This window comes from Streptomyces sp. NBC_01446 (genome assembly GCF_026340095.1).
Lineage (GTDB): Bacteria > Actinomycetota > Actinomycetes > Streptomycetales > Streptomycetaceae > Streptomyces > Streptomyces aureus.
Genome location: NZ_JAPEPO010000001.1, coordinates 4,503,833 through 4,526,288 on the forward strand (window position 1 = coordinate 4,503,833; position 22,456 = coordinate 4,526,288).

At 72.3% G+C, this 22,456-nt stretch carries 18 protein-coding genes; 12 read left to right on the top strand and 6 right to left on the bottom strand.

All coding sequences use genetic code 11. The features are described 5' to 3' along the window. Positions 1-40: 40 nt before the first annotated feature. Entirely contained in the window at positions 41-2,986 is a 2,946-nt protein-coding gene (locus tag OG456_RS20320) for an FAD-binding and (Fe-S)-binding domain-containing protein (protein WP_266562992.1), read from the top strand. Between the two features lie 77 nt (positions 2,987-3,063). Here the strand turns inward: OG456_RS20320 and OG456_RS20325 are convergent, their stop codons facing one another. Then, positions 3,064-3,960, bottom strand: coding sequence for a LysR family transcriptional regulator (locus OG456_RS20325; RefSeq protein ID WP_266562994.1), 897 nt, complete (start codon positions 3,958-3,960; stop codon positions 3,064-3,066). Positions 3,961-4,263: 303 nt separating this feature from the next. Between OG456_RS20325 and OG456_RS20330 the strand changes: the two genes are divergently transcribed. From OG456_RS20330 to OG456_RS20370, 9 genes are all read left to right on the top strand, one after another. Beyond that, positions 4,264-5,232, top strand: a complete 969-nt coding sequence (locus OG456_RS20330) for a DMT family transporter (protein WP_266569350.1) — start codon at positions 4,264-4,266, stop codon at positions 5,230-5,232. Positions 5,233-5,445: 213 nt separating this feature from the next. Further along, the gene (locus OG456_RS20335) at positions 5,446-6,240 is read left to right on the top strand and encodes a TIGR03084 family metal-binding protein (protein WP_266562996.1); all 795 of its coding nucleotides are present in this window, start codon (positions 5,446-5,448) and stop codon (positions 6,238-6,240) included. Next, entirely contained in the window at positions 6,237-7,961 is a 1,725-nt protein-coding gene (locus OG456_RS20340; protein WP_266562998.1) for an acyclic terpene utilization AtuA family protein, read from the top strand. The genes OG456_RS20335 and OG456_RS20340 overlap by 4 nt, the downstream gene beginning before the upstream one ends. After that, positions 7,958-9,565: an acyl-CoA carboxylase subunit beta gene (locus tag OG456_RS20345; protein ID WP_266563000.1), complete on the top strand. Its 1,608-nt coding sequence runs from the start codon at positions 7,958-7,960 to the stop codon at positions 9,563-9,565. Before OG456_RS20340 ends, OG456_RS20345 begins: the two co-directional genes overlap by 4 nt. A 17-nt stretch (positions 9,566-9,582) precedes the next feature. Further along, positions 9,583-11,442 carry a biotin carboxylase N-terminal domain-containing protein gene (locus OG456_RS20350; RefSeq protein WP_266569351.1) on the top strand — a complete coding sequence of 620 codons (1,860 nt, stop codon included), beginning with the start codon at positions 9,583-9,585 and terminating at the stop codon, positions 11,440-11,442. Beyond that, positions 11,439-12,608 (top strand): acyl-CoA dehydrogenase family protein, encoded by a 1,170-nt coding sequence (locus OG456_RS20355; RefSeq protein WP_266563002.1) that lies wholly within the window; start codon positions 11,439-11,441, stop codon positions 12,606-12,608. Before OG456_RS20350 ends, OG456_RS20355 begins: the two co-directional genes overlap by 4 nt. A gap of 72 nt (positions 12,609-12,680) precedes the next feature. Further along, a complete protein-coding gene (locus OG456_RS20360) occupies positions 12,681-12,902 on the top strand; it encodes a hypothetical protein (RefSeq protein ID WP_266569570.1) in 222 nt (73 codons plus the stop codon). Further along, a complete protein-coding gene (locus tag OG456_RS20365) occupies positions 12,899-13,645 on the top strand; it encodes an enoyl-CoA hydratase family protein (protein ID WP_266563004.1) in 747 nt (248 codons plus the stop codon). Before OG456_RS20360 ends, OG456_RS20365 begins: the two co-directional genes overlap by 4 nt. Continuing rightward, positions 13,633-14,235: a TetR/AcrR family transcriptional regulator gene (locus tag OG456_RS20370; protein WP_266563006.1), complete on the top strand. Its 603-nt coding sequence runs from the start codon at positions 13,633-13,635 to the stop codon at positions 14,233-14,235. The genes OG456_RS20365 and OG456_RS20370 overlap by 13 nt, the downstream gene beginning before the upstream one ends. Positions 14,236-14,322: 87 nt before the next feature. On the opposite strand, the gene OG456_RS20375 is transcribed toward OG456_RS20370, so the two are convergent. Beyond that, a complete protein-coding gene (locus tag OG456_RS20375; protein ID WP_266563008.1) occupies positions 14,323-15,453 on the bottom strand; it encodes a citrate synthase 2 in 1,131 nt (376 codons plus the stop codon). A gap of 454 nt (positions 15,454-15,907) precedes the next feature. Here OG456_RS20375 and pdxH point away from each other — a divergent pair, with 454 nt between their 5' ends. After that, positions 15,908-16,546 carry a pyridoxamine 5'-phosphate oxidase gene (gene pdxH / locus OG456_RS20380; protein ID WP_266569352.1) on the top strand — a complete coding sequence of 213 codons (639 nt, stop codon included), beginning with the start codon at positions 15,908-15,910 and terminating at the stop codon, positions 16,544-16,546. A 31-nt stretch (positions 16,547-16,577) separates the two neighbouring features. Here pdxH and OG456_RS20385 read toward each other — a convergent pair whose 3' ends face one another. Together OG456_RS20385 and OG456_RS20390 are read right to left on the bottom strand one after the other, a co-directional pair. After that, positions 16,578-17,438 (bottom strand): alpha/beta fold hydrolase, encoded by an 861-nt coding sequence (locus OG456_RS20385; protein ID WP_266563010.1) that lies wholly within the window; start codon positions 17,436-17,438, stop codon positions 16,578-16,580. A 553-nt stretch (positions 17,439-17,991) separates the two neighbouring features. Next, a complete protein-coding gene (locus tag OG456_RS20390) occupies positions 17,992-18,684 on the bottom strand; it encodes a metal-dependent transcriptional regulator (protein ID WP_266563012.1) in 693 nt (230 codons plus the stop codon). A 216-nt stretch (positions 18,685-18,900) separates the two neighbouring features. On the opposite strand from OG456_RS20390, the gene OG456_RS20395 reads away from it, so the two are divergent. Continuing rightward, complete coding sequence (locus tag OG456_RS20395; protein WP_266563014.1) at positions 18,901-19,656, top strand: SIS domain-containing protein; 756 nt, start codon at positions 18,901-18,903, stop codon at positions 19,654-19,656. Between the two features lie 14 nt (positions 19,657-19,670). Here the strand turns inward: OG456_RS20395 and OG456_RS20400 are convergent, their stop codons facing one another. Both OG456_RS20400 and purU read right to left on the bottom strand, forming a co-directional pair. After that, positions 19,671-21,068 (bottom strand): PAS domain-containing protein, encoded by a 1,398-nt coding sequence (locus OG456_RS20400; protein ID WP_266563016.1) that lies wholly within the window; start codon positions 21,066-21,068, stop codon positions 19,671-19,673. Positions 21,069-21,539: 471 nt separating this feature from the next. Then, on the bottom strand, positions 21,540-22,424 hold the full coding sequence (gene purU, locus OG456_RS20405; RefSeq protein ID WP_266563018.1) for a formyltetrahydrofolate deformylase: 885 nt from the start codon (positions 22,422-22,424) through the stop codon (positions 21,540-21,542). Between the last annotated feature and the right edge of the window lie 32 nt (positions 22,425-22,456).

The following is a 22,456-nucleotide window of genomic DNA, read 5'->3' on the forward strand; positions in this document are numbered from 1 at the left end:
GAACTGTTGTCGTTCCCGGGGGAGATGCATGCTGGGAGGCATGACTGCCACCGTGGGAAACCAGGACCCGGAAGGTATCGCGAGGGCGTTGCGCGGCGTCGTGCGCGGGGAGGTCGACTTCTCCGCGGCCGCGCGGGCCCTGATGACCATGGACGCGTCGAACTACCGGAGAGTTCCCGTCGGCGTCGTGGCGCCGCGCGACGCCGAGGACGTGGCGGCGGCACTCGCGGCCTGCCGGGAGCACGGGGTGCCGGTCGTGGCGCGCGGGGGCGGGACGTCGATCGCGGGGCAGGCGACCGGGACGGGCGTCGTCATGGACTTCACGCGGCACATGAACCGGATCGTGGACGTCGATCCGGTCACGCGAACGGCCGTGGTGCAGCCAGGAGTTGTGCTCGACCGGCTCCAGGAAGCGTGCGCGCCGCACGGTTTGCGCTTCGGGCCCGACCCGTCGACGCACAGTCGGTGCACGCTCGGCGGGATGATCGGGAACAACTCGTGCGGGTCGCATTCGGTGGCCTATGGAACGACAGCTGACAATATCTGTTCTCTGTCATCTGTCATCTGTCAATCCAACGGTGATATTCGTCAAGCCACCCTGGCCCGTGGCTGGCAGGGCGCACCCGACGCCCTCCGCCCGCTGATCGAGGGCGAGTTGGCGCTCCTGCGCACCGGCTTCCCCGACCTGCCGCGCCGTATCTCCGGGTACGCCGCCGACGCCCTGCTTCCCGAGAACGGTGTCGACCTCGCCCGTTTCTTCTGCGGCACCGAAGGCACCCTCGGCATCGTCACCGAGGCGACCGTCCGGCTCGTCGAGGCGCCACGCGCGCGTGCCCTCGCGGTGCTCGCCTACGCCGACGAGAGCGCCGCCGCCGAGGCCGCCGCGGGGCTCCTGCCGCACGGGCCGCTCACCGTCGAGGGCATGGCCGCCGACCTCGTACGGGAACAGGCCGGCCTGCCGAAGGGCGGCGCCTGGCTGTTCGTCGAGAGCGGCGGCGACACTCCGGCGCAGGCACGCGCGCATGCCGAGGCGATCGTGCGGGCCGCGGCCGACGGCACCACGGACTCCCTCATCGTCGATGACCCCACGGGCCAGCGCGCCCTGTGGCGCATCCGCGAGGACGCCTCCGGCACCGCGACCCGCATGCCCGACGGCACCGAGGCGTGGCCCGGCTGGGAGGACTGCGCCGTGCCGCCCGCACGCCTCGGCCCGTATCTGCGGGACTTCCGGGGGCTCCTGTCGCAGCACGGCCTGCGCGGCACCCCGTACGGGCACTTCGGCGACGGCTGCATCCACGTACGCATCGACTTCGACCTGCTCAGCGAGACCGGCGTGCGGCGCTTTCGGCACTTCTCCGAGGATCTCGCCGAACTCGTCGTCGCGCACGGCGGATCGCTGTCCGGGGAGCACGGCGACGGGCAGGCCCGCGCCGAACTCCTGCCGAAGATGTACGGGCCCGAGCTGGTGGGCCTCTTCGGGCGGATCAAGGACGTGTGGGACCCGGACGGCCTCCTCAATCCCGGCGTCCTCGTGCGCCCCGCCCGCCTCGACGAGAACCTGCGCTTCGCGGTCCTGCCGCGCGGTCCCGTCGACGTCGAGTTCGCCTACCCGCACGACGGCGGCGACTTCTCCGCCGCCGTACGCCGCTGCGTGGGCGTCGCCAAGTGCCGTACGGAATCGGCCCCTTCGGGTGGCGTCATGTGCCCGTCCTTCCGGGTGACCGGCGAGGAGGCGCATTCCACGCGCGGGCGCGCGCGCCTGCTGCACGAGATGCTCGCCGGCGAGGTGGTCACGGACGGCTGGCAGTCCACGGAGGTACGGGACGCGCTCGACCTGTGTCTGTCGTGCAAGGGGTGCCGTACGGACTGTCCGGTCGGCGTCGACATGGCCACGTACAAGGCGGAGTTCCTGCACCACCACTACGAAGGCCGCAGGCGGCCCGCGGCGCACTACTCCATGGGGTGGCTGCCGCGCTGGCTGCGTCTCGTGCAGCACGCGCGCGCGGCGGGCGTCGTCAACACCCTCGCGCGTGTGGGGCCGTTGGCCGCTCTCGGCAAGCGGCTCGGCGGGATCGCCTCGGAGCGGAGGATTCCGCGGGTGGCCCCGGAAACGTTCAGCGCGTGGTGGCGGCGGGATCTGCGGCGAAGGGTGCAGGTGGCCCGGCGGGGCGGCGCGGCGCGGTTCGGCGGCGACGGGCCCGAGGTGGTCCTGTGGCCGGACACGTTCACGGAGCATCTCGCGCCGCAGGTCGGGCGGGCCGCCGTGCGGGTCCTCGAAGAGGCCGGGCTCTCCGTCCTGCTGCCCCCGACGCGCGTCTTCGACTACAGGCCCGACGGGCTCTCGGCGGTCGCCGGGCTCCTCCCGTCGCGCCGCGGCCGCGTCTGCTGCGGCCTCACCTACGTCTCCACGGGCCAGCTCGACCGCGCCCGCGCCGTCCTGCGCCGCACCCTCGACCTGATGCGGCCGGTCATCGACTCGGGCCTGCCCGTCGTCGTCCTGGAGCCGAGCTGCGCCGCCGCGCTGCGCACCGACCTGCCGGAGCTGCTGCCGGACGAACCGCGCGCCCGGCGCCTCGCCGACTCGGTCCTCACGTTCGCCGAGGCCCTTGAGCGGTTCGCTCCGCACTGGGACCCGCCTCGCGTCGACCGCCCCGCCGTCGGCCAGACCCACTGCCACCAGCACGCGGTCCTCGGCGACGCGGCCGAGCGCCGACTGCGCGAACGGGCGGGCCTGGACGGCGAGTTGAGCGGCGGGTGCTGCGGTCTCGCGGGCAACTTCGGCTTCGAGGAGGGGCATTACGACGTGTCGGTGGCCTGCGCGGAGGAGCAGCTTCTGCCGGCCGTCCGCGCCGCCGCCGACGGGGCGGTGGTCCTCGCGGACGGCTTCTCGTGCCGCACCCAGCTGGAGCAGCTGGAGCGGGAAGGGGGCCGGCCGGGGCGGCACCTGGCGGAGGTCCTCGCGGAGGCGTTGGGGATCACTCCGTAGGGCGCGTCCCGTCGGAGGGCATGTCCTCGTGGGTGATTCCGTAGGGCGCGTCCCCTCGGACGGCGCGACCTCCTGGCTCACTCCGTAGATCGCGCCCCGTCGGACGGTACGACCTCGTGGGCGAGTTCGATCAGGTCGCGTACGGCGGGGTGGCGTGGGCCGTCGCGCCAGGCGAGGACGACGGGCAGGTCGGGGGCGTCGGTCAGTGGGACGTAGACGACGCCCGGGTGCGGGTGCATGCCGGGAGTGGCCGTCGTCGTGACGCCCACCGCGCGGTCGGCCGCGATGGCCGCGAGCCAGTCGTCCGTGTTCGCCACGGTGATCGTCGCGGTCGGCCGGGCGGCGGGCGGCCAGAGGTCGAGGGCGGTGGTGCCGGAGACGGTGTTCACGGCGATGGTGTGGCCGGAGAGATCGGCGAGCGTGAGCGCGTCGCGCGGGGCGAGGGGGCTGTCGGACGGTACGGCCGCGACGCGGCTCTCCGTGTGCAGGAGCTCGGTGACCAGGCCCGGCGCGTCCACGGGCCCGCGCAGCAGTGCGACGTCGACGGCGCCGCGGGTCAGCCCGGCCGTGCGGTCGTCGATGCGCAGGAGTTCGAGCGGCACGGCGGGGTACCGCTCGCGCCAGCGCCGCAGCAGGGGCGTGGTGTACGGGCCCGCCGCCGACCAGGCGTGCCCGAGCCGCAGCGGGCGCCGCACGGCGCGGACGGAGTCCAGGGCGTCCTCGAACGCGGCGACGGCGGCCGCCGCGCTCTCCTGGAACGCGCGCCCTTCGGCGGTCAGGGCGAGGTGGTGGGTGGAGCGGTCGACGAGCCGTACGCCGAGCGCGTCCTCGAGGGTCGCGAGGGTGCGCGAGACGGCGGGCTGGGTGAGGCGAAGCCGGGCGGCGGCGCGTGTGACGTTGCCCTCCTCGGCGATGGCGAGGAAGCAGCGCAGATGGCGCAGCTCCAGCGAGTGGAGGGCATACGGACCGCTCATGTCTGCGGAGCATAACGGGAGCACAGTCGGCATTTTACGGACCGCGCGCGGCGGTCTTAGCGTGGCAGGTGGGCTTGCGCCGCGCTGAACGTACAGGCGGTGGAACGTCAGCCGTAAAAGGGGTCCACGATCATGACGTGGTGTACTACCTTGGACGGTGGAGTCCACCCTATTGAACTGCGGGGTGGCGGTGAAGGGGAAGGCTCAGACGTGAACGTCTCACGGACCGACCGGGCGGCGGCCGGCGCCGACGCGGCGGCCGCCGCACTGGTGCAGCCGGAGTCCGCGGTGGCGCAGCCGGAGGTGGCGGGCGCTCCCGCCGCACCCGAGGGTGCCGCGCCGAACGGCTCCCGCTGGGGCGCGCTCGGCCCGGTCGGACTCGTGCTCGGCGGTTGCGTGTCGGTGCAGTTCGGCGCGGCCGTCGCGGTCACCCTGATGCCGCGCACCGGTGCGGTCGGCGTGGTCACCCTGCGGCTGGCGTTCGCCGCGATCGTGCTGCTCATCGTGTGCCGGCCGAAGCTGCGCGGCCACTCGCGCGCCGACTGGGGCACCGTCGTCGCCTTCGGCGTCGCCATGGGCGGCATGAACATGCTCTTCTACCAGGCGGTGGAGCGGATCCCCCTGGGCCCGGCCGTCACCCTGGAGGTGCTCGGCCCGCTCGCCCTGTCGGTCTTCGCCTCCCGCCGTCTGGTCAACGCCATCTGGGCCGGCCTCGCGCTCTGCGGCGTCTTCCTCCTCGGCGGGGGCGGCTTCGGCGGACTCGACCTGGTCGGCGCGGCCTTCGCCGTCTCGGCGGGCGGCATGTGGGCTACGTACATCATCTTCAGCGCCCGTACGGGGCGGCGGTTCCCGCAGGCAGACGGGCTCGCCCTCGCGATGGCGGTCGCGGCCGTGCTCTGTCTGCCGCTCGGCATCGCGGAGTCCGGCTCGAAGCTCGTCGTGCCGACGACGCTGGCGCTCGGCGCGGCCGTCGCCGTCATGTCCTCGGTCCTCCCGTACACCCTCGAACTCCTCGCGCTGCGCCGCATGCCCGCGTCCACCTTCGCGGTCATGATGAGCCTCGAACCGGCCATCGCCGCGCTCGCCGGATTCCTCATCCTCGACCAGGCCATGTCCGCCCTCGGCGCCCTGGCGATCGCCCTGGTCGTCGCTGCCAGCATCGGCGCGGTGCGCACACAGGTGGGCCGGGGGCGGGCGAAGATGCCCGAGCCGGAGGCCAGGACGGTGCGCGCACCGGAGGACAAGGCAATGCCTGCGCCGGAGGCCGAGTAGGCCGAAGTGGGCCGAACGTCGGGCTGGTTGACGCGCGGGTGCGGCGGACGTCGGTGAGGGGCTGAGCGGAGCCCCCGACGTGCGCCGCACCCGTTTTGCGTCGCCTCCTCTGGCCGCCTTCCCCTGGCCAATTTTCATACAAGCACGCTTGATTGTTTCTCCGGGCACTGCCATGCTCCGGGGCACGCCGTCGTGCCCCGAGGGGAGCGCATCGTGTCCGACCCGTTGGCCGTGCTCGAGGATCTGCGCAGTGAGAGCGCCGAACTCGACCGGATCGTCAGTGAGCTGAGCGAGGACCGATGGGCCCTCGCCACGCCAGCGCCCGGCTGGAACGTGGCCCACCAGATCGCGCATCTGGCCTGGACCGACCACTCCGCCCTGCTCGCCGTCACGGACGCCGACGCGTTCGCCGCCCTCGTGCGGGAAGCCGTCGCCGCGCCCGACGCCTTCGTCGACGCGGGGGCGGAGGAGGGCGCCGCGCTGCCGCCCGCCGAACTCCTCGCCCGCTGGCGCGCGGGCCGCGAGGAACTGCTCCGGTCCCTGGCCGCCGCCCTCGCGGGAACGCGTTTCCCCTGGTACGGGCCACCTATGTCGGCCGCCTCCATGGCGACGGGCCGCCTCATGGAGACCTGGGCCCATGGGCAGGACGTGGCCGACGCGCTGGGCGTCGAACGCGAGCCCAGCGACCGGCTGCGGCATGTGGCCCGCATCGGGATCCGGGCCCGCGACTTCGCCTTCGCCGTACGCGGGCTGACCCCGCCCGCCGAGGAGTTCCGCGTCGAACTGACCGCCCCCTCCGGCGACCTGTGGACGTACGGGCCCGAGGACGCGGCGCAGCGCGTGACGGGATCCGGGCTCGACTTCTGCCTGCTGGTGACGCAGCGGGCGCACCGCGACGACGTCGACGTACGGGCCGAAGGCGCCGACGCAGACCGGTGGCTGGACATCGCCCAGGCCTTCGCGGGACCGCCGGGACCGGGGCGTGCGGCGAAGGAGTCCGGGCGGTGACCGGCGACGTACTGTGCATAGGCAACGCCTCCGGCTTCTACGGTGACCGTTTCGACGCCCTGCGCGAGATGCTCGAAGACGGCTCACTCGACGTCCTGACCGGCGACTACCTCGCCGAACTGACCATGCTCATCCTGGGCCGCGACCGCCTGAAGGACCCCGCGCGCGGCTACGCCCGCACGTTCCTGCGCCAGCTGGAGGAGACCCTCGGTCTGGCGCTCGACCGGGGCGTGCGGATCGTCGCGAATGCGGGCGGGCTCAACCCGGCCGGACTCGCCGACGCCGTGAGGGAGTTGGCGGACCGGCTCGGCCTCCACGCGCGCGTGGCGCACGTCGAGGGCGACGACCTCTCCCCGGACGGGCGCTTCCCGGGCGCCCTCACCGCCAACGCCTACCTCGGCGGCGCCGGGATCACCGCCTGCCTCGCCGCCGGCGCCGACATCGTGGTCACCGGCCGCGTCACCGACGCCGCCCTGGTCACCGGGCCCGCGGCCTGGCGCTTCGGGTGGGAGCAGGACGCGTACGACCGGCTCGCGGGGGCCGTCGTCGCCGGGCACATCCTGGAGTGCGGGACCCAGGCGACGGGCGGCAACTACTCCCGCTTCGCCGGGCGGGCCCGCGATCTGCGGCGCCCCGGTTTCCCGCTCGCCGAACTCCACGCGGACGGCTCCTGCGTCATCACCAAGCACCCCGGCACGGGCGGGCTCGTGACCGTGGGGACGGTGACGGAACAGCTCCTCTACGAGACCGGCGGCGCCCGGTACGCCGGACCCGATGTGACGGCGAGGCTGGACACCGTACGGCTCACGCAGGAGGCCCCGGACCGCGTCCGCGTCGAAGGCGTACGAGGCGAGGCGCCACCTCACACCCTCAAGGTCGGCCTCAACCGGCTCGGCGGCTTCCGCAACGAGGTCGTGTTCGTGCTGACCGGTCTCGACATCGAGGCCAAGGCGGCGCTCGTACGGGAGCAGATGGACGAGGCGTTCGACCGTGCCAAGTCCCGCCCCGCGCAGGTGACGTGGGAGCTGGCGCGCACGGATCGGGCGGACGCGGACACCGAGGAGACCGCGAGCGCGCTGTTGCGGCTCGTCGTCCGGGACGGCGACGCGGACGCGGTGGGCCGCACCCTCAGCAGCGCCGCGATCGAGCTGGCCCTCGGCAGCTACCCCGGCTTCCACGTGACGGCCCCGCCGGGCAAGGGCGCGCCGTACGGGGTGTTCGAGGCGGCGTACGTGGACCGGGGCGAGGTCGAGCACGTCGCCGTACTGCCGGACGGGGAGCGGAAGGTGATCGCGTACGACGGGGCCACCCGCGCCCTCGTGGACGTGGCGGCACCACCCCTGCCCGCACCCCTGCCACCCGGCCCCACCCGGCGTGTTCCCCTCGGCCTCGTCGCGGGCGCCCGCAGCGGCGACAAGGGCGGGGACGCGAACGTGGGGGTGTGGGTGGACGGAGACGGGGGCGGAGACGGGGGCGGGGACCAGGCCTGGCGGTGGCTCGTCCATGAGATGACAGCTGACAGATTTCAGAATCTGATATCTGAAAGTCGTCATCTGACAGTTGTCCGGCACGTGCTGCCCAACCTCCGCGCCCTCAACTTCACCATCACCGGCCTCCTCGGCCAGGGCGTCGCCTCCCGGCACCGGTTCGATCCTCAGGCCAAGGGGCTCGGCGAGTGGCTGCGCTCCCGTCATCTGGACATACCGGAGGTCCTCCTGTGACCGTTCTCGCCTCGGCCCTGGACGTCGGCGGTGCCGACTTCGCCGCTCACCGCGAGGCCATGCTCGGCAAGCTCGACGCGCTCGACGCCGAGCACGCCAAGGCGCTTGCGGGCGGTGGGGAGAAGTACGTCCAACGGCACCGCAAGCGCGGCAAGTTGCTCGCTCGCGAACGTATCGAGCTGCTTCTCGACCCCGATACCCCCTTCCTCGAACTCTCCCCCCTCGCGGCCTGGGGCAGCGACTACGCCGTCGGTGCCTCCCTCGTCACGGGCATCGGGGTCGTCGAGGGCGTCGAGTGCCTGGTCACCGCGAACGATCCGACGGTGCGCGGCGGAGCCAGTAATCCGTGGTCCCTGAAGAAGGCCCTGCGCGCCAACGAGATCGCGTTCGCCAACCGGTTGCCCTGCGTCAGCCTCGTCGAGTCCGGTGGCGCCGACCTGCCGTCCCAGAAGGAGATCTTCATCCCGGGCGGCGGCATCTTCCGCGACATCACGCGCCTCTCCGCCGCCGGGATCCCCACCGTCGCCGTCGTCTTCGGCAACTCGACCGCCGGCGGCGCGTACATCCCCGGCATGTCCGACCACGTGATCATGGTCAAGGAGCGGGCGAAGGTCTTCCTCGGCGGGCCGCCCCTGGTGAAGATGGCGACCGGTGAGGAGAGCGACGACGAGTCGCTCGGCGGCGCCGAGATGCACGCCCGTACGTCCGGGCTCGCCGACTACTTCGCCGTCGACGAGCGGGACGCGATCCGGCAGGCCCGCCGCGTCGTCGCCCGCCTCAACCACCGCAAGGCGTACGGGGATCCACAGGTTGTGGAGCCGCCCAAGTACGACAGCGATGAACTCCTCGGCATCGTGCCCGGCGACCTCAAGGTCCCCTTCGACCCGCGCGAGGTGATCGCCCGGATCGTGGACGGCTCCGACTTCGACGCGTTCAAGCCGCTGTACGGGTCGAGCCTCACCACGGGCTGGGCGTCACTGCACGGCTATCCGATCGGCATCCTCGCCAACGCGCAGGGCGTCCTGTTCAGCGAGGAGTCGCAGAAGGCCGCCCAGTTCATCCAGCTGGCCAACCAGCGCGACATCCCGCTCCTGTTCCTGCACAACACCACCGGCTACATGGTCGGCAAGGAGTACGAGCAGGGCGGCATCATCAAGCACGGCTCCATGATGATCAACGCCGTCAGCAACAGCCGCGTGCCGCACCTGTCCGTCCTCATGGGCGCCTCGTACGGCGCCGGGCACTACGGGATGTGCGGGCGGGCCTTCGACCCCCGCTTCCTGTTCGCCTGGCCGAGCGCCAAGTCGGCCGTGATGGGGCCGCAGCAGCTCGCCGGTGTCCTGTCGATCGTGGCCCGTCAGTCCGCCGCCGCGAAGGGGCTGCCGTACGACGACAAGGCCGCTGAGGCGGATGCCGCGCTGCGCGCGATGGTGGAGCAGCAGATCGAGTCCGAGTCCCTGCCGATGTTCCTTTCCGGGCGGCTGTACGACGACGGGGTCATCGACCCGCGCGACACCCGGACCGTGCTCGGCCTGTGCCTGTCCGCGATCCACACGGCGCCCGTGGAGGGCGCGCGCGGTGGATTCGGCGTGTTCCGGATGTGAGGCCCATGACCACGCGAATGATCACCTCTGTACTCGTCGCCAACCGCGGCGAGATCGCCTGCCGCGTCTTCCGTACCTGCGCCGAGCTGGGCATCCGGACCGTCGCCGTGTACTCGGACGCCGACGAGGACGCCCTCCACGCGCGCGTGGCCGATGCCGCCGTACGGCTGCCTGGGGCGTCGCCCGCCGAGACGTATCTGCGCGGCGACCTGATCGTGAAGGCGGCCCTTGCCGCGGGCGCGGACGCCGTGCACCCCGGGTACGGGTTCCTGTCCGAGAACGCCGACTTCGCGCGGGCCGTCGCCGACGCGGGCCTGACCTGGATCGGCCCGCCGCCCGAGGCGATCGAGGCCATGGCGTCCAAGACGCGCGCCAAGGAAGTCATGGGCATCGAGCCCCTGAAGACCGGTGACATCACGGCGGGAGACCTGCCCGTCCTCGTGAAGGCGGCGGCCGGCGGTGGCGGTCGCGGCATGCGCGTCGTACGGGAACTGACCGATCTGGACGAGCAGTTGGCCGCCGCCGGCGCGGAGGCGCTGAGTGCCTTCGGGGACGGCGAGGTGTTCGTCGAGCCGTACATCGAGGGCGGCCGGCACGTCGAGGTGCAGATCATGGCCGACGCGCACGGCACCGTGTGGGCGCTCGGCACCCGTGACTGCTCGCTCCAGCGGCGCCATCAGAAGGTCATCGAGGAGGCGCCCGCGCCAGGCCTCCCCCCTGAACTGGAGGCATCTCTAGGCGAGATGGCCGTGCGGGCCGCTCGCGCCACCGACTACCGGGGTGCCGGGACCGTCGAGTTCCTCGTCGCCGGCGGCAAGGCGCACTTCCTGGAGATGAACACCCGCCTCCAGGTCGAACACCCGGTCACCGAGGCCGTGTTCGGCGTCGACCTCGTGGCGTTGCAACTGCGCGTCGCCGAGGGCGAGCCCCTGGACGAGGAGCCGCCCACCGCGCGAGGCCACTCGGTCGAGGCCCGGCTGTACGCGGAGGACCCGGCCGCCGGCTGGGCCCCGCAGACCGGCACCCTGTACCGGCTGTCCGTCCCGGAGGCCGTACGCCTGGACACCGGGTTCACCGACGGCGACCCGATCGGGGTGCACTACGACGCGATGCTCGCCAAGGTCGTCGCACACGCGCCGACCCGCGCCGAGGCCCTGCGCAAGCTGGCGGGCGCCCTGGAGCGGTCCGTCGTGCACGGACCGGTCACCAACAGGGAGCTGCTCGTACGGTCGCTGAGGCACGACGAGTTCATCGCGGGCGGCGCGGACACCGGGTTCTACGACCGGCATCTGGCCGCGCTCACGGCGCCGAGCCCGGATCTGTACGCACCGCTCGCCGCGGCGCTCGCGGACGCGCACGGCCGGTCCCGGTTCGGCGGCTGGCGCAATGTGGCCTCGCAGCCGCAGGTCAAGCACTACCGCACCGAACCCGACGGGGCCGAGCACGAGGTGCGCTACCGGCACACCCGCGATGGACTGGCCGCGGACGGTGTACGTGTCGTCCGCGCGACGATGGCGCTCGTCGTGCTCGAAGTGGACGGCGTGGTGCGGAAGTTCGATGTTGCGACACACGGGGAGCGGGTGTACGTGAACGGTGCCGCGCTCACCGTCCTGCCCCGCCTCCCCGAGCCCGTCGCACGCCAGGAGCCGGGATCCCTGCTCGCGCCGATGCCCGGCACCGTCGTCCGGCTCGCCGAAGGCCTCGCCGAGGGCGTCACGGTCGCCGCGGGTCAGCCCCTCATCTGGCTGGAGGCGATGAAGATGGAGCACCGCATCACCGCTCCCGCCTCCGGCACGCTCACCGTCCTGCACGCCGCGCCCGGCCGCCAGGTCGAGGTCGGCGCCCTGCTCGCCGTCGTACAGGAGGATCAGTCATGAACGCTTCCGTCCTCGAATCCGAGGAGCGCCAGGCCCTGCGCTCCGCCGTCGCGGCTCTCGGCAGCCGCTTCGGACGCGACTACATGACCCGCGTCGTCCGTGAGGAGGGCCACCCCGAGGAGCTGTGGGCGGAGGCCGCGAAGCTCGGTTACCTGGGCGTGAACCTGCCCGAGGAGTACGGCGGCGGGGGTGGCGGCATGTATGAACTGTCACTGGTACTGGAGGAGTTGGGTGCCTCCGGCGCGCCCTTGCTGATGATGGTCGTGTCGCCCGCGATCTGCGGCACCGTCATCTCCCGCTTCGGCACGCCCGAGCAGAAGGCGGCCTGGCTGCCGGGCCTCGCCGACGGCAGCCGCACGATGGCGTTCGGGATCACCGAGCCCGACGCGGGCTCCAACTCGCACCGCATCACCACCACCGCCCGCCGCGACGGGGACAGCGGCGACTGGATCCTGTCCGGGCGCAAGGTGTTCGTGTCCGGCGTCGACATAGCCGACGCCACCCTCATCGTGGGCCGCACCGAGGACGCCCGTACCGGCAGCCTCAAGCCGTGCCTGTTCATTGTGCCGCGCGACGCCGAGGGGTTCGGGCGGCGGCAGATCGACATGGAACTCCAGGCGCCGGAGAAGCAGTTCGAGCTCGTCATCGACGACGTACGGCTCCCGGCCGACGCGCTCGTCGGCGACGAGGACGCCGGCCTGCTCCAGCTGTTCGCGGGCCTCAACCCCGAGCGCATCATGACGGCCGCGTTCGCGATCGGCATGGGCCGCTTCGCGCTGGCCAGGGCCGTCGGGTACGCGAAGGAGCGCAGCGTCTGGAAGTCGCCCATCGGCGCGCACCAGGCCATCGCGCACCCGCTCGCGCAGGCCCACATCGAGCTGGAGACGGCCCGCCTGATGATGCAGAAGGCGGCCCATCTGTACGACGCGGGCGACGACATCGGGGCGGGCGAGGCCGCGAACATGGCCAAGTACGCGGCAGCGGAGGCCTGCGTGCGGGCCGTCGACCAGGCGGTGCACACGCTGGGCGGCAACGGGCTGACCCGCGAGTTCGGCCTCGCCTCGCTCATCACGGCGTCCCGCGTGGCCCGCATCGCGCCCGTGAGCCGGGAAATGATCCTGAACTACGTGTCCCACCAGACCCTGGGGCTGCCCAAGTCGTACTGACCACGTCGCAGGACCACGTCGCAGGACCCCCGTCACAGGACCAAGTCGTACTGACCCGTGAGGAGTTCGGCCATGGTGTTCCACAGTGAGTACGCGGATGTCGAGCCGGTCGACGAGCCGATGCATGACGCCGTCCTCGGGGGCGCGGCGGCCCGGGGCAACGTCCCCGGGCGGGAGTACGTCGCGGGGCGCGTGGCCCCGTACAAGAAGGTCAGGCGTGTCGAGTTCGTCGACGCCGTGCCGCGCGCCGCCTCGGGAAAGATCCTCCGCCGACAGCTCAGGGAGACATCGTGAGCACGGAAAAGACCCTGGTCCGCTCCTCGCACGAGTGCGGGATCATCACCCTCACCCTCGACTCCCCGGCCAACCGCAACGCCCTCTCGGCCGCGCTCGTCGCCGAGCTGGCGGACGCGCTCACGGCGTGCGGCAAGGACGAAGCCGTACGGGCCGTCGTCCTCACCCACACCGGCAACACGTTCAGCGCGGGCGCCGACCTGACGTCCCCGCCCCCGCCCGAGGCCCTGGTCGCGCTCCTGCGGCAGATCGTCGCGCTCGACCGGCCCGTCGTCGCGCGGATCGACGGGCATGTGCGCGCGGGCGGGCTCGGTCTGCTCGGGGCCTGCGACATCTCGGCCGCCTCGCACGCCGCCTCGTTCGCGTTCACCGAGGTCCGCATAGGGGTCGCGCCCGCCGTCATCTCGCTGCCCCTGCTGCCCCGCACCGACCCGCGCGCCGTCGCCCGCTACTACCTGACGGGCGAGCGCTTCGACGCGGCGGAGGCGGTCCGCATCGGGCTCCTGACGACGGCCGGGGACGACGTCGACGCCGCTCTCGCCCCCGTCCTCGACGGGCTGCGCAGGTCGTCCCCGCAGGGCCTGACCGAGACGAAACGGCTGCTCACGGCTAAGGTGCTGGAGGCCTTCGAACGGGACGCGGCCGACCTGAGCGCACTCTCGGCCCGGCTGTTCTCCTCCGCGCAGGCAAGCGAAGGGATGACGGCCTTCCTCGAACGACGGGATCCCGCATGGGTGCTGTGACCTCATCCGGTACGGCGGTGGAGCGCGCCCCCAAACAGGACCGCAGCCGCGCCACCCGACTGCGACTCCTCGAAGCGGCCGTGTCGTGCCTCGCCGAACGCGGCTGGTCGGGCTCCACGGTCTCCGTCGTCGCCGAACGGGCCGGGGTCTCGCGCGGCGCCGCGCAGCACCACTTCCCGACCCGCGAGGACCTGTTCACGGCCGCCGTCGAGTACGTCGCCGAGGAGCGCTCGACCGCGCTGCGCGCCCTGCGCCCCCGCGGCCGCACCGAGGTCGTCGCCGCCCTCGTCGACCTGTACACGGGCCCGCTGTTCCGGGCCGCCCTGCACCTGTGGGTGGCGGCGTCGAACGAGCCGCAGCTGGGCGGCCGCGTCACCGAACTGGAGGCCCGCGTCGGCCGCGAGACCCACCGCATCGCCGTGGAGCTGCTGGCCGCCGACGAGTCGCACCCCGGCGTCCGCGAGACCGTGCAGGGGCTCCTCGACATGGCGCGCGGCCTCGGCCTCGCGAACCTCCTCACCGACGACGGGCCGCGCCGCGAGCGGGTCGTCGCGCAGTGGGCGGCGATTCTGGACGGGGCGCTGGGATGACCCGGGGCAGGTGACGCATGACAAGCGGCGCCGCACGGAAATCCGTGCGGCGCCGTTTGTCATGCCTGAGTCTGCCGGGGGTGACGCTCAGCCCGACATCTCCCCGTACCCCTCGATGTCACGCGGGTCGCGGGTGCCCGGCCCGATGTAGCGGGCCGAGGGGCGTACGAGGCGGCCCGTGCGCTTCTGTTCCAGGATGTGCGCCGACCAGCCGGCCGTGCGGGCGCACGTGAACATCGACGTGAACATGTGCGCAGGGACCTCCGCGAAGTCCAGCATGATCGCCGCCCAGAACTCCACGTTCGTCGCCAGGACCCGGTCGGGCCTGCGGGCGTGCAGCTCCGCGAGGGCCGCCTTCTCCAGCGCCTCCGCGACCTCGAAGCGCGGTGCGCCCAGCTCGCGGGCCGTGCGCCGCAGCACGCGCGCGCGGGGGTCCTCGGCGCGGTACACGCGGTGCCCGAAGCCCATGAGGCGCTCGCCCTTGTCGAGAGCCCGCCGGACGTACGCTTCCGCGTCGCCGGTGCGCTCGATCTCCTCGATCATGCCGAGGACGCGAGAGGGCGCGCCGCCGTGCAGGGGGCCCGACATGGCGCCGACGGCGCCCGAAAGGGCCGCCGCGACATCGGCGCCCGTGGAGGCGATGACGCGCGCGGTGAACGTGGAGGCGTTCATGCCGTGCTCGGCGGCGCTCGTCCAGTACGCGTCGACGGCGGCGACATGCTTCGGGTCGGGCTCGCCGCGCCACCGCTTCATGAACCGCTCGACGACGGTGTCCGCCTTGTCGATCTCGTGCTGCGGCACCATCGGCCTGCCCTGCCCGCGGGCCGACTGGGCGACGTAGGAGAGGGCCATGACGGCGGCGCGGGCGAGGTCCTCGCGGGCCTGCGCCTCGTCGATGTCGAGCAGCGGTTTCAGGCCCCACACGGGCGCGAGCATGGCGAGCGCGGACTGTACGTCGACGCGGATGTCGCCGGAGTGGACGGGGATGGGGAAGGGCTCGGCGGGCGGCAGGCCCGGGTTGAAGGCCCCGTCGACGAGCAGGCCCCAGACGTTGCCGAACGAGACCTGGCCGACCAGATCCTCGATGTCGACGCCCCGGTACCGCAGGGCGCCGCCCTCCTTGTCCGGTTCGGCGATCTCCGTCTCGAACGCGACGACTCCCTCGAGGCCGGGCACGAAGCCGGGGGCACTGCCGGGGTCAAGGCCGGGGTCGGACATCAGGCGGCTCCTCTGAATGTGTACGACTCTGCGGGTGTACGGCTCTGCGGGTGTACGACTGCGTGGGTACGACTGCGTGTGTACGACGGAGGACCGCGGTGGTCGTGTGCGGTCCGCATGGGCGTAACGGTTCTGCGGCAGTATGCGCCGGACTGTTCCGGGCTGTGCTGTCCTGTTCCGGCCTGTCCGGATCCGCGGTGGTAGCGGCTCCGGGGGCTCAGGGGCCGGATCGGTCTCACCCCGGTGATGCCCCGTTCGGCAGGCGGTCACCCAACCGAAGGGGCGGCGGGACCGACGACGATATCCGCTGGTGCCACCCTTGGGGAGAGTACGCGGCACTCAGTGCCACTCAGTGATGAACTCCACGCGGCCGACTGCCCCACGCGTACGGCAGGATGACCGCGTGAGCGACCACGACCACCACGACCACCACGCACCCCAGAACCCCGCCGTCATGCGTGCGCAGTACCGCCCGCCGGGTGAGGGACTCCTGGAGGAGGACGTCCCCGCGCGCCCGATGGAACTGTTCGAGCTCTGGTTCAACGAGGCCACGCGGGCACGCGGCGTCCTGTACGAGCCGAACGCGATGGTGGTCTCCACGGCGGACGCGGCCGGCCGGCCGAGCTCGCGCACCGTGCTGCTCAAGGCCTACGACGAGCGGGGCTTCGTCTTCTACACGAACTACGGCTCCCGCAAGGCCCGCGACCTGGCCGCGAACCGCGAGATCGCGCTGCTGTTCCCCTGGCACCCGATGGCCCGCCAGGTCATCGTCTCCGGCACCGTCGCCCACACGAGCCGCGAGGAGACGGCCGCGTACTTCCGCTCCCGCCCGCGCGGCTCCCAGCTCGGCGCGTGGGCCAGCGCGCAGTCGCAGATCCTCACCTCGCGCGCCGAACTCGACATCGCGTACGCCGAACTCACCGAGCGCTACCCGGAGGGCGAGAACATCCCGGTGCCCGACCATTGGGGCGGCTTCCGCGTCACCCCGCGCACGGTCGAGTTCTGGCAGGGCCGCGAGAACCGCCTCCACGACCGGCTGCGCTACGTCCACGAGCCGTCCGGCGCCTGGCGCGTCGAACGCCTCGGCCCCTGACCCGCTGATCCGCCGCTACGAGGCTGCGCCACTACGAGGTGAGTACGCCGTCCAGGAAAGGCTCGATGGCGGAGCGCAGCGCCTCCGGCCGGTCGTAGTGGACGAGATGCCCGGCGTCCGCGATCTCCGCGTACTCGCCCCTGGGCAGGACGCGGACCATCTCCTGCGCCTCGGCGCGGCCCAGCTCGCCGTCGAGACCGCGGACGACGAGGGCGGGGCAGCGGACCTGGGCCAGCTCCTCCCAGTGCGCGTCGTAGACCCATGTGGCCCGGGAGACCAGCATCTGCCGGTGGTCGAACACGGGCCGCCAGCCGTCGGGGCGCTCCGCCATGACCTCGGCGTAGAACTCACCGCGCGAGGGCTGGGGTCGCTCCACCCACGGGTCGTCCTCGCCGAACCACTTCCGTACGTCGGCGAGGGTGGCGAAGGGTGTGGGCCAGGCGTCGAACCAGTCCTCCCACTCCCGCTGGGACGCCGCCCCGAGCGCGGAGGCCCGCATGTCGCAGATGATCACGGCGCGTACGAGGTCGGGGCGGCGCGCGGCGAGCTGCCAGGCGGTGAGCGCGCCCATGGAGTGGCCGATGACGACGGCGGGCGCGAGGTCGAGCTGGACGAGGGCGGCCTCGGCGTCCTGGATGTACGCCTCGCGGTCGTAGGGGCCCTCGGGGGGTTTCTGGCTCTGGCCGTGGCCGCGCTGGTCGAGCGCCACGGCACGATGTCGCTCGGAGAGCCAGCGGGCGGTGCCCGCCCAGTGCGAGGCCCGGCCCATCAGGCCGTGCAGTAACAGCGCGCCGGGGGACTGGTCGCCCTCGCCCGTCTTGGGAGGGTCGGCGAACTCCCACGCGGCGAGACTCACGCCGCCCGCCCCGGTCACGTCGATGCGTCGCACCATAGGCCCTGGCACCCCCTTGTGGTCGCGCCTGCAGTCGCGTACCCGCGCACGCTATCGAACTCTCTTTCGAAAGCGCGGTCGTTCTCGGCAACACCCCTCGTTCGAGTGACCTCGTTCAAGGATTGACCGCCGCCGTCGCGGGGAGATCTTCAGCGGGAGGCGGACCGCTCGGGGAAATCGGTCCGAAGGGGATGACCCTGGGAGCTCGGGGCTCCGGGTCAGCACAGGGGAGGACAGGCCCCGGCGCCGCAAGGCGCCGGGGCCCTCTGTCTGACTGCGCTCTGTCTGGGTACGTCGGCACATCGTCCTGCCCCCTCCCCGCCCGCGCGGCCGGACCGGTGCGGACCCGAAACCGAGACGGTCAAGAGTCCTCAGGTCATATGCCTCTCGCGACAGCCTTGCACGCAAAACGTCCGCGCGCTGCGATTCCGCGCAGTGAATCTTGCTTTCTGTGAGAGTTCTCAGCGAATGCGGTGACGTCCCAACTGTGCCTGTGGGAACAGGAGTTGACGCGTCGGTAAGTTGCCCCGGGCCGGGGCGTCCGGTGTCCGGCTCAGCGCTTGGCGACGAACACGTGCGAGGCGATGTCCGCCGCCAGCTCCGCCGCCTCACCGCTGCTGCCCACCAGGACTCCGCCCGGCGACGCCGTCACGCTGACCACGGAGCCCGGCTGGATGCCCGCACGCCGCAGTGTGTACATCAGCTGCGCGTCCGTCTGGATCGGCTCACCGATCCGGCGCACCACGACCGTCTTGCCGTCCGAGCCCGGGTCGAGATCGGCGAGGGACACCATGCCCTCGTCGAGGAACGGGTCCGCGCCGTCCTTCTCGCCCAGCTCCTCGAGCCCCGGGATCGGGTTCCCGTACGGCGACTCGGTCGGGTGCCGCAGCAGCTCGAGCACGCGGCGCTCGACCGCCTCGCTCATCACGTGCTCCCAGCGGCAGGCCTCCGCGTGCACCTGCTCCCACTCCAGGCCGATCACGTCGACGAGCAGACACTCGGCGAGGCGGTGCTTGCGCATCACGCGCGTGGCCAGCCGGCGGCCCTCGTCCGTCAGCTCCAGGTGGCGGTCCGTGGCCACGGCCACCAGGCCGTCGCGCTCCATACGGGCCACGGTCTGGCTCACCGTCGGGCCGCTCTGGTCCAGCCGCTCGGCGATCCGGGCGCGCATGGGGACCACACCTTCCTCTTCGAGCTCGAGGATGGTGCGGAGATACATCTCCGTGGTGTCGATCAGTCCGGACATACGTGCCCCTCGATTAGCTCTGCTAGCTCACCGCTAGCTCGTGCGCTGGCCCTGAACCCAATTCTGACGCATAGCGCTGACAACCGTGCCGCGCCGGGGGAACCGGGCTCCGTACGGCGGGAACGTATTGACAGGGCACTGGTCCGGACCGCAACGTGATGCGCGGCATGCGGGCAGTAAGGGACGCAGCCAGGGACCACGAAGGGGGCGTCGCCGATGAGCGACAGCAAGCTGGCCGGTCAGTACCTCGACGCCGCGATCGGCCTGCTGAGGCGGGTGCGCGACGAGGAGGACCGCAACATCGCGGCCGCCGGCACGCTCATCGCCGACACGGTCGCCGACGGCGGCCGGCTCTTCGCGTTCGGCGCGGGGCACTCCTCGCTCGCCGCGCAGGACGTCGTCTACCGCGCGGGCGGACTCGCCCTGATGAACCTGCTGTCCGTGCCCGGAGTCGTAGGCGTCGACGTCATGCCCGCCACGCTGGGCTCCGCCCTCGAACGCGTCGACGGGCTCGCGGGTGCCGTCCTGGACTCCAGCCCCGTCCGGGCGGGCGACACCCTCGTGATCATCTCGCTGTCCGGCCGCAACTCCCTGCCCGTGGAGATGGCGATGAACGCCCGCGAGCTGGGCCTGCGCGTGATCGGCGTGACGTCCGTGGCGTACGCCGAGGAGACGAAGTCCCGCCATGCGTCGGGGACGTTCCTCAAGGACCACTGCGACATCGTCCTCGACTCCAAGATCGAGGTCGGTGACGCGGAGCTCACGTACGACACCGTCGACGCCCCCTTCGGGCCGGCCTCCACGATGGTGGCCAGCGCTCTGATGCAGGCCACCATGGCGACGGCCGCGGCCGAGCTCGCCGACCGCGGCATCCAGCCGCCGCTCCTGCGCTCGGGGAACGTGGACGGCGGCCACGAGTGGAACGGCCGCATCTTCACCGAGTACGGCGACCGGATCTTCTACCGCCGCTGAGGCCGGGGGCGCGGCTACCGGTCGAGGACCCGCGCCAGGTCGAGCGTCCCGGCGATCCGCGCCGCGACGCTCTCCGCGTACGTGGCGTCGGTCCGCTCGAACTGCGTACGGCTGGGCCCGCGCAGGAACGTCACCACGCCCAGCGTGCGCGCCCGGCTGCGCAGCACCGCGCACAGGGCGTGCACCGTGCCCTCGGGCCACTGTCTGGCCTCGGCCCACTCGCGCGTCCGCGCCGCGTCACGCCCGCTCGCGCTCGCCCGGACCGAACCCGTGCGCTCCACGCACTGCAGCGCCGGGTGGCCCTCCGGATAGCGCACGGGCAGCGTCGTGCGCGTCACCAGCAGGCTCGGCCCCGGCGCCCCCGAAGGTGTCGCGGCCGCCCGCGCGAGGCACACCGGTTCCGTGGGGTCCCCGTCGGCACCGCCGTCGGCCTGCTCGTCGCCGACGACCAGGTCGATCAGCGCGTGGTCGGCGAACCCGGCCAGCGCGAAGTCCAGATGGATGGTCGCCGCTTCCGCCGGGTCCTCGCACTCGGCGGCGGCCCGCGTGGCCCGGTGCAGCTGGTTGGCCCGGAACCGCAGCTGCGCCGCCTCCTGTTCCGTCCGCTTGGCCTCGGTGACGTCCTGGAACAGCCATCCGACGCCCAGCGGTACGGGTTCCTCGGCCAGCGGTGAGGCGAGCCGCACGAAGCCGCTGCGCCAGCACCTGCGCGCGTCGCCCTCCGGGAGCCGCACCGTCACCCACAGCTCGGCGGGGACCGGTGGGGCGCCCTCCGCGAGCACATGGGCGAGCGCGCTCTCCAGCTCCTCGACGCCCTGCGAGATCAGGTCGCCGAGGGGGCGTCCGAGCAGCGCGGTGCGGCCGGAGCCGAGGGCCCGCGCGGCATGCACGTTCACGACGGCGGGCCGCAGATCGGCGTCGACGAGGACGACTCCCCAGGACGCGTCCTCGAAGAGGGCCTCGCTCAGGGCGATCGACCGCTCCAGGTCGATCTGCGTGTGCACCTCGCTGAACGCGCAGTACAGCCCGGCCGGCTTGCCGTCGGGCCCGCGCACCGCGGCGGACTGCGTACGTACGAGGATCCGCCCGCCGTCCTTGGTGAGCAGTGCGAACTCGTGGACCTGCCGGCCCGGCGCCCGCATCGCGGCCGTCAGCCGGGCCTCGACCTCGTCGGCGTCGGCGGCGCGCACCGCCCATCCGGAGAACCCGCGCCGTCCCACGGCCTCGGCCGCGGACCAGCCGAGGATCCGCTCGGCCTCCCGGTTCCAATGGGTCACGATCCCGTCGGCGTCGAACGCGCAGAGCGCGGCGTCCATCCCGTCGAGCAACGCGGCAAGAAGATCGGCCCCGTCCCGCTCGGGCTCATCGGGCCCGAGTTCGTCGGTGGCCCCACTACGCCGGGAAGCACTCACCTGGCACCCCCTGCAGGCTGTGTCCGCGTGTTCCGCACTTCAGATCATTCAACTCGAACGTGACGCAGCACACACGGAGTTCGGGGAAATCGTTGCGCCCCGGAGATCCGGGGGGAACGTTCCGTCCTTGATCACAGCCTACGACCTCGCGCACGGGCCGAGCCGTGGGCCCGTTAATTCACTTGAAGGCTTCCCGGACCCTTCTTAGGGTGGAGGTACACACGAAGGGAGGTGGTTCGGCAGATGTATGAATACCGGACGCGTGAGGTGACTGCGGGCTAGCAGCCCGGCGTCGCATCTCGGCTTCGGCGCCGGACCAGCACGTGAGAGCTGCGTGCAGCCGGCCCAATCCCAAGCAGTCGCCCGACCCGCGAGCCGCCGGTACGTCCGGCCGGCTTCCGCCCGTTCCGTACGGGAGGAGACCTGGCTCGCGGGTCGTCTGCGTGTGCGGACGAGCCCGGACACCTGTGATCAGGTGAAGACGACCGTCCGGCGCCCGTTCAGCAGGATCCGGCGCTCGGCGTGCCACTTCACGGCGCGGGCCAGTGCCTGGCACTCCACGTCGCGGCCGATCGCCACGAGCTGGTCCGGCGTCACGTCGTGGCCGACGCGCTCGACCTCCTGCTCGATGATCGGGCCCTCGTCGAGGTCGGCCGTCACATAGTGCGCGGTCGCGCCGATCAGCTTCACGCCCCGCGCGTGTGCCTGGTGGTACGGCTTGGCGCCCTTGAAGCTCGGCAGGAACGAGTGGTGGATGTTGATGATCCGCCCGCTGAGCTCCTTGCACAGGTCGTCCGAGAGGACCTGCATGTAGCGGGCCAGGACGACCAGTTCGACACCCTCGGCGCGCACCAGGTCGAGGATCTGCGCCTCGGCCTCGGGCTTGTTGTCCCTCGTCACCGGGATGTGGTGGAAGGGGATGTCGTACGACTTCACGAGCTCCGCGAAGTCCGTGTGGTTCGAGACGACCGCCGCGATGTCGACGGGCAGGGCGCCGATCCGGGCGCGGAACAGCAGGTCGTTCAGGCAGTGGCCGAACTTCGACACCATCAGGACGACGCGCATCCGCTCCGCGGAGCGGTGGATCTGCCAGTCCATGTGGAAGGCGTCGCCGATCGCGGCGAAGCTGGCCCGCAGCTTCTCCGCCGTGACGGGCGCGTCCGCCGAGAAGTGGACCCGCATGAAGAACAGGCCCGTGTCGTGGTCGCCGAACTGCTGGCTGTCCTCGATGTTGCAGCCGGTCATGAAGAGATAGCTCGACACGGCGTGCACGATGCCCTGCTTGTCGGGGCAGGAGAGAGTCAGGACGTACTGCTCGCCGCCGGGGGCGCCGGACGCGTGGGACTGCTCATTCATGCGGGCAAGGGTCCCATACACGTAACCCCTGC